The sequence below is a fragment of the Gilliamella sp. CG16 genome, from assembly GCF_046635785.1.
GTDB classification, from domain to species: Bacteria; Pseudomonadota; Gammaproteobacteria; order Enterobacterales; family Orbaceae; genus Gilliamella; species Gilliamella apicola_I.
Genome location: NZ_JBIDFL010000004.1, coordinates 1 through 12,741, shown reverse-complemented (window position 1 = coordinate 12,741; position 12,741 = coordinate 1). Strand labels below are relative to the sequence as shown.

Below are 12,741 nucleotides of genomic sequence, written 5' to 3'. Positions count from 1 at the left end.
AATGACTCAAGATGTTTCTAAATTGTAGTAATAAAATTTTTCAATATAAAGAATAGTGATTAAACAAAGAAAGGTTTGTTACCCTATTCCGCTATAAAGATACAGTCCGGTGACAGTTGAAGGGCAAAATTCAATCTATCCAAGAAAATTATAAATGGATGACACTATGAAATTATTGAAGATTTTAATCATAATATTACTAGTAATTAAATTTTTACCAAAATTCTTATTTGTCAGGATGATCCTACCGTTTTTATGGTGTTGAAGAAACCGAACGGTTATTATACTTATCCTCTCCGTTATACTTATCTTAAAGCAAATTACCATAAAGGGTTACCGATTGGAATTTGGAAATTTTATAAATTAGATTACCAAGAGAAGCCAGATGGATCTGCTGATCTATCTTCTGCTAAAAAAGGCAAACTTTTGTACACAGAAACCTATAAAGACGGTGAGCTTGTCAAACGCAAATTTGTGGATAAAGAAATTGATGAATTGAATTAAAGATTGTGTAGTAAACAAACGATTATTATGCTTATCACCCTCATAAATATTAACGGTGGTAAGTTAACAATAAATAAAAAAATAAACATAACAACTTAATATTTTTAGTTGTTATACTGTTGTCAATATAGGAAAGAAACACCCTGATGCTAGAAATAATGTAGGAGTTCTTTGGGGAAAAAATCAAACGAAATATAAAGTTTTAATCAAGCTTGATTATATTACACACCCTAAAGATGCAAAAAGTATTTACGACAATATGGACTTAGTAGCATAGCAACTTGCTCAAGGGTTAGAAATCAACATTAATAAACATTTTTAAGAATAAAATGAAAAAATTACTAATAGTGTCTATTTTTTTTGTTGGCATTTTGGCATGTGTTCAACGCATTGAAGAAAAAAAGATTTCCGAAGTTACCCCGTCACATTCAGTACGAATTAAAGAATCCAATACTCCGGAGGGTTTTCTACGATATGAATATTATATCAATGGCAATAAAGCAGCGGATTATATAAAAACTTACTATACTAAAGGCGGTCAATTAGAATCTGTGTATTATATGTCATCATATAAACCAGACGGCATTTCTGCTCAAGGATTTTACCCAAATGGAAAACTAAAATTCATCCGCTATGTAAGAGATGAAGTTAAAAAAGGAGATGTATTATATGTTATTTATTATCCTAATGGACAAATAAATCTTATAGAAACAATAGTTACTGACTCTTTAGAATTACCCAAACTCACTACTATTTACTTTGAAAATGGCGTTAAGCAATATGAAGGGTTTATGGATATGTATAATGCTACCACAATACCTGTAGGATTATGGAAAACATACGATGAAAAAGGCGATTTAATCGAAACCACCTATTATCATCCTGATGAATTAGGCAAAGACTATAAAATCGTAACTCAATATAAGAATGGAAAAGTTGTTTCAAAGAAAATTTACAATTTTGATGATTTATATGAGACTGAGTTAAAAGAGCTTTTAACCATTCCTAAATAATAAATAATTGAAAAATAGAAAATTTTGATTGAAATAAAAATGCGACTATTTACCAAATTACTTTTGAATATGGATTCAGATCTAACTATGCGACAAGTTTGGCAGAGTTTGCTGGTGTAAGCTCAGGTGTTCAAAATCATTATGATCATGAACATTGAGGATTTAATATAGATTTTATACATACTACTATTCAATTAGGAAAATCATGAAAACGATAGCTATACTTTTACTCATTAGCTTTTTGACTTCTTGTGGTTATGCGCATAAAGAGGAAAAAACAAACATAAACTATAGCAAAGTCATTGCGTTAGACCATGATCCTGTTTTAATCCAGTTAGGCAATAAAAAATTAACATTAAAAGGATTAAACCAAGAAGATTTTTCACTGGTACAAAAAGGGAAGACGCTTTTTATCATTAAAAAGCTGTATCTGGGTATAGATGATCTGCAAATTGAATTTATAGATAATAAGGATCAAGATTTTCTATTAACTGGTGAAATAGAATATGGGGTTTCTCAAGACTTAATTGATGGTATACGAACTGTTGAATTTTTACCATTTTATTTTAAAGAAGATATACTGTTGCATAACAATAAAGGGAAATTTATTTTATTAACTGCGATTAAAACCACACCACAGCTAGAAGCCATTTGCCAAGAAAAATATTTTGATGAGATCCGAAAAGAGTCTTATTTGGTTCAAAAACAGTTCTATCAGAATGAAATAATCGATAACCCAGAAAAATATAAGGATTGTTGCCCTGAGTATATTGAATATGCAACACAATTCTTATCTAAAAAAGAGCGTGATTTTCACTCATTACAAAGCCTGTTTGTTGAATTTACCTATAAAAAAATAAAGTTAAACATAGGTAATGGCTATCATATCGTCTTTTATAATATCAACAATTTTGTTCCTGAATAAAAATGAGTGATTATGCGGATTGTATTAGTTTAACTAAATAACAAAATAGAGATAAAATACAAACCGCATATAATATATCATTTATCTATTTCTAACTTTCCGTATTTAATGGCAAATAAAGTTTAAGTTTGAAAGAAGATAAACAGCTAAAAAACATGGAAAATTTAAAAGATGAGTAATGCTAAAAAAAATTTATATTTACTAGTCGCAATAGTATTCATTTCATGTTCATGTAATTCAAGTTTTGCAGACGAAAATAAACACGATTTTAGTCAAACTTTATCCACTGACAATGCCTTATGTCAAAAACCGATAAAAGAATACTTTCCAAATGGAACATTAAAATTATCAGGTTGCCAAGGGATTTACAATGGAACAGGAATTCAAGTTGGGTTATGGAAAAAATATAATCAAAAAGGCGAATTGATCGAAACGGCGTATTATCACCCCGACGAGTTTGGAAAAGACTATAAAATTATTACGCAATATGAAAAAAATAAAATCATCTCGAAAAAAATATACAACTTTGATGATTTGTACGAAGTTGAGTTAAAAGAACTTTCAACTATACCTAAATAATAATTCAATGCTTGGATATTAGTCCAATCAATAGATTAATCTTAATATAAAAGCATGATAAAAAATAACAATGTAGATTGGAAATAATGAATAAAATTTTAATACTAATAACAAGCCTATTAATAACCTTCTCGTGCCAAGCACAAGATGAGATAACCAATATGACTAAGTCATGTCATGATTTAAAATTTCGAAATCTAATTTATTATCAAATGTGTTTAGATTGGCATTTAAGTGCAGACGATATTCTCGAAATTACTCAAAATAAGCACGAAGAGTACTTACCTGATGATGTTAATTTTGAACATTACTATGGTTTTACCCCTGATGGTATCTATATTAAAGCTGAATTAACCAAAAATAATAAACTTTATGATATCCTGTTAGGTTCGCAGTCATGGTTTTTACTTACCGATAAGCACACTGAACAATCACAACTATATTCTTACCGAGATCCTAAACATTCCCGATACTTTCTAGGGGACTTTGTCACCGAAGCATTAGTCGAACAACATCCTGAGTTAGAAGAACGATACAAACAACATTATCAATCAGCAATTAATACTATTTTGCAATATCAACCAACGACCTTAAAAGATTTTAATGGTCATTATAGTTCGACTTATTTAACACTCACTATTCATGATACTAAGATTAAACTTAATACGCTTGATTACGATTTACCGTTATACCTAAAAAACGACGTCAGTCTTTGCGCCTATCAAGGATTAGCAAAAGAACAAACCCAAGGCAATTTTATCTTTAACCTGTTTATTAAGGATAAAAGATATTATTTTCAATCACCTAACTTTATGGATAATAAAATGACTGAAGTTTATAAAAAAGATTAAAAATGAAGAAACATATCCTTCTTTTTCTGTTTTTTATGCTCATTGTCATCGGTAGTTCAAATGGCAGTACGAAAAATACCGCCATTCAACATACTTTGCCTTTTACATCTGATGGTTTAAAAAGTTATTATTCTTATGACGAAAATACGGGGACTTATAAAATAAATGCTCAATTATTGGAAAAAAAAGAATTTACCCAATCAGAAAAAAATATTAAGCCTAAAAATTTTCAGGATTATTATTCAATATCAAAATATTATTACCCTGTGTTAGACGTTTCAATTGGTTTACAAAGAGTTACAGGGATTATATACGAAGGATGGGTAGAGTCAGAATATCCCTGCTTATTTTTTCAAATAAACAGTTATGATCATGCAGGAAATAGGATTGATGCTTTATTAATAGACCATAGATTCACATTTGAAGTCACCTATTGGAATGATTTTGCCATTGATAAAAATGGAAATATATTCATTCAAGAATATTCTAAAAATAAGGTTACAATTGATGATAACGGAAATATTATCAAACACCCCACAATACCTAAAATAGAGTCACATTTATTAAAATTTAAAATCAATAAAAATGGCAATTTTGAATTAATCCATTAAAAGAATAGGAAAATGAAGATGAAACAATACTGGTTTTATTGCTAACTGTTTTTTTAATATATCCGTTTCTGATGCACAGATAAAAGAATTTTTATTTCAACAAACGTTCAATGAAGTTATTAATGCTTATAACCAAAAAGATAATACAAGGTTCAATCAATTATCCAAAGTCCAAACATTAGAACCCATTACCCGCAAAGTAATTTTGGTTTCTGACTTAAAACCTGAAAAAGATAAAATATTTTGGGGTAAAACTTTTATTTTTTACCTATCTTGGATTGAAGGCAAATGGTATTTAACGATGATTGATTTTGCGCTGACTGATTGCAGTGCTTAATAATGGGTGTTATTTTGACATTCATTTTCATCCCTTCTTGATGGAGATTGGAAAGATGATAAAATTTTTACGCAATTTGAAGAATTAAATCATCTTTTAGAAAAAAGACCATTTTGATGATTTGTATGAAATCGAGTTAAAAATACTTGCAGATATACCTAAGTTATCCTCAATTAATCAACACGACAAAACACTTAATCCCCGCCTCTTAACGAGGGGGTTACATGATGGCATTTTTTACTCCTGCTATCCTGATTGTTTTACTTTCCCTTTTTTAAGCTAATGTTAGAATTATTCGACCGGATACACGGTTTTTGTGAGTTCATACTCTTGTTCTATTTGGGCTAGCTCTTCTTTTGAGCCCGCTTTCGATGCCTTGTCCAATCCTTCAATTTGTCTCGAGGTGATTTTTAGCTTCGGTTTAACTTGCATAAATGTTTCAGCATCACGTGGGTAATAATTAAGGTATTCTAGACCTATTTGGTCTAAAGGATCGTTCGTTCTAAACTCCATAAAGTGGCTTATCCAATCCCAATCGCCAGCAAAACAATCTGTTTCTCGAATATAAATATATTCTATGACTTCGTAACTACCAGGTTTGCAAGCTACTCCGTATAAAGAATTGTGTTCTATTGTACCGCCCGAAGCAAAAGCCCCCGTAGTTCGTTGCAATACACCATGAAAGTTTTCCCAATCATAAACCTTAATTTCAAATTTATTTAAATCATTAAATGAACATAGTGGCTTCCAAAATCTAAACATCCATTTAGTTGCCACCGCTTCGTAAAGGTAAACTTTACCTGTTTTGCGATTAAAACGAATTGGATTACTTACGGGAGCAAATTGACCAAAAAGAAGATTGAAAAGAATGAAATAAAGAAATAGACCTAATCCAATAGATGCAACAAAATATATTATTGCCATGAACCAATAAAGTTTTAATTCAGTTAAAAAATAAAAAAATAACGAAATAAGCAAAATTTCTCCACTTCCAAATAAAAAAAATCCAATATAGGGCCCTATAATTTTTCGTTTGCGATAGATTTCAAGGTAATTATCCGTTGCACATGCAATATAATTTGTAGAGCCGAGTATCCCGCCTCCACTGGTTTTACTTAAATCCTCATTCCAACAAACAAGTTGCGGTTTGTAACGTGATGGCATTTTTTACTCCTGCTATCCTGATTGGTTTGCTTTCCGTTTTTTAAACTAACATGAAGATTATTCGACCGGATACACGGTTTTTGTGAGTTCATACTCTTGTTCTATTTGGGCTAGCTCTTCTTTTGAGCCCGCTTTCGATGCCTTGTCTAACCCTTCAATTTGTCTCGAGGTGATTTTTAGTCTCGGTTTTACTTGCATAAAGGTTTCGGCATCACGTGGATGGTAATCAACGTATTCTAAACCTTCTTGGTCTATGGGGTTATCGATGTCCGATCCCATAAAATGACAGATCCAATGCCAATCCATCGTAAAACAATCCGTTTCACGGATATAAATATATTCAATCACTTTATAACTATTAGGCTCACAAGCAACCCCAACTAAAGCATAACGTTCAAAGCTACCACCTTGCGGGTTAACCACTGTCGAACCTAGTAATACGGCATTAAAATTTTTCCAATCGTAAACTTTTATATGAAATTTGTTTAAATCTTTAAAAGCCTTTAGCGGTGGCCATAGCTTCGTCGACATCCGTTCCATTACTACCGCTTCGTAAAGATAAACCTTGCCTGTTTTACGATTAAAGCGAATAGGACTACTAGCCGGAGCAAATTGATAAAAAAGAAAAGTGAAAAAAATTACATAAAGTAACAGACCTACTACTATAGATGTAACAAACGGCATTATAATCACCCATAAATCAATACTATTTTGATTTAATAAATAAAAAAACAACCATATAAGCGAAATTTCTATACTTCCAAATAAAAATAATGTGAAATAAGGCACTATAATCTTTCGTTTACGATAGATTTCAAGATAATTATCCGTTGCACATGCAATATAACTAGCATAGTGTTTAGTGCCTGGTCCTCCCCCTTTAGATAAATCGCTTTTCCATTTGGGCAGTGGTGGTTTGTAACGTGATGGCATTTTTTGCTCCTGCTATCCTGATTGGTTTGCTTTCCGTTTTTTAAACTAACGTGAAGATTATTCGACCGGATATACGGTTTTTGTGAGTTCATACTCTTGTTCTATTTGGGCTAGCTCTTCTTTTGAGCCTGCTTTCGATGCTTTGTCTAACCCTTCAATTTGTCTCGAGGTGATTTTTAGCCTCGGTTTTACTTGCATAAAGGTTTCGGCATCACGTGGGTAATAATTAAGGTATTGTAAACCTATTTGGTCTAAAGGTTCGTTCGTTCTAAACTCCATAAAGTGGCTTATCCAATCCCAATCACCAGCTAAACAATCTGTTTCTCGAATATAAATATATTCTATGACTTCGTAACTACCAGGTTTGCAAGCTACTCCGTATAAAGAATTGTGTTCTATTGTTCCGCCCGAAGCAAAAGCCCCCGTAGATCGTTGCAATACACCATGAAAGTTTTCCCAATCATAAACCTTAATTTCAAATTTATTTAAATCATTGAATGAACATAGCGGCTTCCAAAATCTAAACATCCATTTTGTTGCCACCGCTTCGTAAAGGTAAACCTTTCCTGTTTTGCGATTAAAACGAATTGGATTACTTACGGGTGCAAATTGACCAAAAAGAAGATTGAAAAGAATGAAATAAACAACCAGACCTCCCACTATAGATATAACAAACGACATTATAATCACCCATAAATCAATACTATTTTGATTTAATAAATAAAAAAATAACCAAATAAACGAAATTTCTGCACTTCCAAATAAAAAAAATCCAATATAGGGACCTATAATTTTTCGTTTACGAAATATTTCAAGGTAATTATCTGTCGCACATGCAATATAATTTGTAGAGCCGAGTATCCCGCCTCCACTGGTTTTACTTAAATCTTGATTCCAACAAACAAGTTGCGGTTTGTAACGTGATGGCATTTTTGCTCCTGCTATCCTGATTGTTTTGCTTTCCGTTTTTTAAACTAACGTTAAGATTATTCGACCGGATACACGGTTTTTGTTAGTTCATACTCTTGTTCTATCTGGGCTAGCTCTTCTTTTGAACCCGCTTTCGATGCCTTGTCCAATCCTTCAATTTGTCTCGAGGTGATTTTTAGCCTCGGTTTTACTTGCATAAAGGTTTCGGCATCACGTGGATGGTAATCAATGTATTCTAAGCCTGCTTGGTCTAACGGTTTATCGGTGTCCCATCCCATAAAATGACAAATCCAATCCCAATCCTCTGTAAAATAATCCGTTTTTCGAATATAAATATATTCAATGACTTTATAGCTATTGGGCTCACAAGCAACCCCGACTAAAATGGATTCTTCAAAGCTACCGCCTTGCGCATTGACTACTGTATAACGCTGCAATACAGCATGAAAATTTTTCCAATCATAAACTTTTATATGAAATTTATTTAGATCTTTAAAAGTTCTTAGCAATGGCCATATCTTCTTCGACATCCGTTCCATTACTACCGCTTCGTAAAGATAAACTTTGCCTGTTTTACGATTAAAGCGAATAGGACTACTAGCCGGAGCAAATTGATAAAAAAGAAAAGTGAAAAAGTTCACATAAAGTACCAGACCTAACCCAATAGTTGCAAAAAAATATATTATTGCCATGAACCAATAAAGTTTTAATTCAGTTAAAAAATAAAAAAATAACGATATAAGCAAAATTTCTGCACTTCCAAATAAAAAAAATGTGAAATAAGGCACTATAATTTTTCGTTTACGATAGATTTCAAGATAATTATCCGTTGCACATGCAATATAACTAGCATAGTGTTTAGTGCCTGGTCCTCCCCCTTTAGATAAATCGCTTTTCCATTTGGGCAGTGGTGGTTTGTAACGTGATGGCATCATTTACTCCTAACGTTATTTTTCAATTAAAAAACTTTTGCCTTCAAATTCATGATATTGATGAACCGGGGCAGGTTGTTCAATTTTATCATCATTGATAATTTTGGGTTTTTGATACATAAGTTCAACGGCAAACAATAAATCTTGAATGGCAGACAGATCAATTTCAGCCAATTTAAAATTAATAACCAGATTGGTGATTGTGCCTTCCATTACTTTCAGTGTTTTATCGCTGTTATCAATGTCTACTTCCTCCGACTGGTACTTATAAAATCGTCCTTTTGATGGTGTAATGCTAACAGTCGGTTTACGATTGACCGAAAGCGGGGGAAAAGTATATTCAACTAATTTACTTTCAAGCTCGTATGTTTCAGGATTATGAGTCAGTTCCAATATAACTTTCTTTTTTGAGTCAATTTTATCATTTATAGTGACAATAAATTGTAGTTCATCATTCTGCTTATCAAAGTTATGAATAGTCATACTAAGATAGAGTGATTTATACTCAAAACCGCCGATTAATGATACATCCTTACGGGACTCAGATTCTTTTAATTTCAGCTGGGGTGACATGCCCGAGGTTAAAAACGCAAAATCATTTAATGCTTTTTTTAATCCATCCTTGGTCAATGGGTATCGACACTGATCAACCCCAAACCCACAACGCGCAAACCAACGCTCTAACTTGGTTCGTTCAAAAAAAGAGGCAATATAGATAATAATGATACCGGCAACAGCGACAGCAATACCAATTCCTGTAACCATTAATGACGGAAGGGCTAGCTCAATCCAGCCTAAAGAGAATGCTGCACCAATTCCTATAGTTATTCCTCCAAGTATTCTTAAACCTCCAGCTGCTATTTCTCCTTCTCTTAACATTAAATTAAACCCTTTAAATATTTCCATCGCACCATCAACTATTGTTAATAGAGCAAGCCCTTTACCGGCAATATTGAGCAAATTATTGGTGATATTGAAAAAGTTTTTTATGCCGTTAGCTCTTTGCAAACTTTGTGTGATGAGTCGACTTTCGCCGTGCGGAAAACGGGTTAAAAAATTGCTGACCCTTAATGCCGTTTTAGCGGTTGCCATTCTGATAATATGCCCCACCACTTCGGTCGTCATGCCACACAGCGCAATGTGACCCGAACAGAAATCATAAAAAAGAAAAGCACGTGCTATTGGGTCGGTTTCGGATTGAAGTTGTTTTCGGTTCTCTTCTAATCCTTTCAGGGTGAACCCCAACATCACCACATTTAAAAAGCATTTGGCTAAACCATTCACTATAATTTTTTGATTTTCTGTTGGAACATGGTTCAGTTTTTTATTTTCCATTTCTTTTAATAGCGATGCTTGTAATTCATCCCCATTTGCCATTACCGCAATGTCAATATCCTGAGGAACGCGCGCGACAAATCGTCGAAATTTTTGGATAGGTAAAATATCTTCGTTTGCCAGCTTTTTAAAATCATCCAGTAAATTTTGCGGTACCCGTGCATTTTCTGTCACCATGCTCACGTCAAGTGTCACGGTTTTTTGTTTTAGCACATCGTATTCAGCCCGGGTAAAACCTCGGGATTTGCCATTCAAATCCATAATATAAAATTTTGAATCGGCTTTATTAAAATAAAGATTATCGCCCGTTGCTGTTTTTAAGTTGGTTTTAAAATTAACCCCGCCGGTGACCGATATTTTGCCAATACTTTCAAAAACTTCGGCAATATGGGGCATGCGGATTTTTAACTTAACTTCGGTTACTTTTCCATCGGCTATTTTTGCCGCCAATTGTTTTAAACGACCGCTTATCAGTGTTTCGTTCAGTAATACCCTGCTATTGCGGTATTCGGTGGCAATGCCTGAAGTGACATCCGTTGACAACGATAATATATGATTACGAATAACATGCGCTAATAAGATATCCCCATCGCTGGCATCGATATCTGCCCCAAAAATGTTATTCATGCTGTCAGCTAACACTTTATCAAAATCACTACCGGATGATTCCGTACTGATTGAAGTTGATGAAGAATTATTATTTTCAGACGTGTCACTGTCGTTTTGACCAAATAAATCCTTATCGTCACCTGCCAGAACTTGATAGTAGTAGCTGTCCGGGTCTGAACAGAGTTCATCTTGTAAGGCTTTCACATCATCAGTCGGGGTAATATGACTGGATAACATTGTATGTGCATCATCCAGATAAAATTTATGAAAAGGTTTGAGTTGGTAGTTGAATTCAACTTCCCAAAAACGGGTTTTGTTCCGCTCAGATATCACTACTTTTGACAGTTTTGAATTCATCCCTTCTCGACCAAATAACCAGCGTGCATAATTGGCATAGTCCCGCGAATATTTTTGGATAGTTTGGTTAACACTGTCAGTACTGTTTTTCCAGCTGCTGCGAAAACGTTCAAGCGCTTTCATGTCAAGCTGGGCTTTTAATTTTTTCCAGTGCTCCTGAAAATTGAGCTCTGCCGATTTTTCTTGCGGTATAAATTCGCATGGAGAGAGTATAGAATTAGTACAAATATCAATTTCACTGCGTGTTAAATTTGTCGATTGCCCTCCTCCGGCAAGATTTATAATAGTTTCTCTAATATAACCGGATGATCTTTCCTTAAAAAATTGTTCTAATGATTTTTCATAACCGTCGATTGTTTGTTGTATTGTAAATTTATACTGACATTCTTCATCATATATTTGACTATAAATAAAGGGAACCCCAGTCTTTTTGTTGAGTTTTCCATTTAATCCTTTTTCACCGGTATAATTATTTTTTACTTCTCGCTGGTAATTGAGTTCTTCAACAATGCCAAAATTATCCTCGACCAAAACTACCGGTACTTGGCAATTGTATTTGTCTTCCATATTGCTGGCAAAAATAAAATAATCCCAGTTCGATTCTTTACGGCTTTCAAAATGATGAATTGTGTAAAATCCGGTTGTTCTGAGGTCCTCGAAAACCAGTTCCGGTTGTAACGGAAACGGTGATGTTGAAAAGTCAGCATTATCGTTCCCCGACTTGTTATAACCCTCTGCCATCATAAATAAATCTTTTGCCCGTATCTGATCGGGTGATATTGTCTGAATGGCTTCTTCACTAAGATCAACATACGTAAAACGATCCAGAGCCGCTTCACCGCTAAGGTATTTTTCTCTTATCTTTTCTGTCCATGGGTACTTACTATAGGCTATCCAGGCTTTTTGGTATAAATTGGTATCGATATTGATAAATGATGCCGGTACATGGTGATTTGATTTGATACACGAAGCTGACATGGGCTCACATTTGTTAATTACCATGTTTTCTAGTGGTCTTTGTCTGAACGCGCCTTCTGGCGTCACTTCATATCCGAGAAACTCTTTGTTACCTTCCTTGCTTTCAACCAAAACATAAATATAGCCTTGTCTTACATTTCGTAAGGTATATTCATGCTCCTTAAGCAGGTTTTTGGGTTGCTTTGCAACGTCTTCCGGCACTTTATTTGACCAGGGCACATTCCATGCTTTTTTACGGATGACTGACTTTCTCAGTAAGTAAATTGGAAAACCTTCCCGATCACAGAGTCGACAATTTTTTTTGCATTCTGAGGTCAGCTTTTCTATGTCTTCGTTGATACTAATTTCATGTGTATTATTGTCGGTTTGCATTTCGTCTAAATCGTCTTGCTTTTGATTGTTTTGTTCCAAGTCCATTAGTTAACCTCTCCCCACTTTAATTGTCTTAATACTGATAAACGTTCTTTTAATGTGCCCGGTTGTTCAATTGCATTGAACACTGCTTTTTCCGTGGCTTTATTCGCCATTAAATCAATGTGATAAAATAAACTGGTCATGGCAAAGGCAAACTGATCTTCCAAATCAGACAGCCCAATATTTATCCCTTCCACCCATTTATCGGCCACTACCATAAGTAGCGTATCATCCGGTGTTGTAATGCGTTGTTTTTCTTTCAATGTTTT

Annotated in this window: 12 protein-coding genes; 6 read left to right on the top strand and 6 right to left on the bottom strand. The window is 33.7% G+C overall.

What is annotated here, in order from left to right; genetic code table 11:
* The first annotated feature begins 261 nt into the window (after nt 1-261).
* The 6 genes from ACGH47_RS05590 to ACGH47_RS05565 all read left to right on the top strand — a co-directional run bounded on the left by ACGH47_RS05590 (nt 262) and on the right by ACGH47_RS05565 (nt 4,483).
* The gene (locus tag ACGH47_RS05590; protein WP_411622930.1) at nt 262-504 is read left to right on the top strand and encodes a hypothetical protein; all 243 of its coding nucleotides are present in this window, start codon (nt 262-264) and stop codon (nt 502-504) included.
* Between the two features lie 329 nt (nt 505-833).
* Nucleotides 834-1,517 carry a toxin-antitoxin system YwqK family antitoxin gene (locus ACGH47_RS05585; RefSeq protein ID WP_411596633.1) on the top strand — a complete coding sequence of 228 codons (684 nt, stop codon included), beginning with the start codon at nt 834-836 and terminating at the stop codon, nt 1,515-1,517.
* A gap of 205 nt (nt 1,518-1,722) precedes the next feature.
* Entirely contained in the window at nt 1,723-2,442 is a 720-nt protein-coding gene (locus ACGH47_RS05580; protein ID WP_411622929.1) for a hypothetical protein, read from the top strand.
* Between the two features lie 171 nt (nt 2,443-2,613).
* Entirely contained in the window at nt 2,614-3,021 is a 408-nt protein-coding gene (locus ACGH47_RS05575) for a hypothetical protein (RefSeq protein ID WP_411622928.1), read from the top strand.
* A gap of 161 nt (nt 3,022-3,182) precedes the next feature.
* Nucleotides 3,183-3,872 carry a hypothetical protein gene (locus tag ACGH47_RS05570; protein ID WP_411622927.1) on the top strand — a complete coding sequence of 230 codons (690 nt, stop codon included), beginning with the start codon at nt 3,183-3,185 and terminating at the stop codon, nt 3,870-3,872.
* 2 nt (nt 3,873-3,874) lie between these two features.
* On the top strand, nt 3,875-4,483 hold the full coding sequence (locus tag ACGH47_RS05565; protein ID WP_411622926.1) for a hypothetical protein: 609 nt from the start codon (nt 3,875-3,877) through the stop codon (nt 4,481-4,483).
* 628 nt (nt 4,484-5,111) lie between these two features.
* Here ACGH47_RS05565 and ACGH47_RS05560 read toward each other — a convergent pair.
* The 6 genes from ACGH47_RS05560 to ACGH47_RS05535 all read right to left on the bottom strand — a co-directional run.
* Entirely contained in the window at nt 5,112-5,984 is an 873-nt protein-coding gene (locus tag ACGH47_RS05560; protein ID WP_411622925.1) for a DUF6708 domain-containing protein, read from the bottom strand.
* A 57-nt stretch (nt 5,985-6,041) separates the two neighbouring features.
* On the bottom strand, nt 6,042-6,917 hold the full coding sequence (locus ACGH47_RS05555; protein WP_411622924.1) for a DUF6708 domain-containing protein: 876 nt from the start codon (nt 6,915-6,917) through the stop codon (nt 6,042-6,044).
* Between the two features lie 57 nt (nt 6,918-6,974).
* Nucleotides 6,975-7,847: a DUF6708 domain-containing protein gene (locus ACGH47_RS05550; protein WP_411622923.1), complete on the bottom strand. Its 873-nt coding sequence runs from the start codon at nt 7,845-7,847 to the stop codon at nt 6,975-6,977.
* 56 nt (nt 7,848-7,903) lie between these two features.
* Complete coding sequence (locus ACGH47_RS05545) at nt 7,904-8,779, bottom strand: DUF6708 domain-containing protein (RefSeq protein WP_411622922.1); 876 nt, start codon at nt 8,777-8,779, stop codon at nt 7,904-7,906.
* A gap of 15 nt (nt 8,780-8,794) precedes the next feature.
* Nucleotides 8,795-12,475, bottom strand: a complete 3,681-nt coding sequence (locus ACGH47_RS05540; protein ID WP_411622921.1) for a toxin VasX — start codon at nt 12,473-12,475, stop codon at nt 8,795-8,797.
* A partial coding sequence (locus ACGH47_RS05535) for a hypothetical protein (protein ID WP_411622920.1) occupies nt 12,475-12,741 on the bottom strand: 267 nt, incomplete at its 5' end. The genes ACGH47_RS05535 and ACGH47_RS05540, both read right to left, overlap by 1 nt.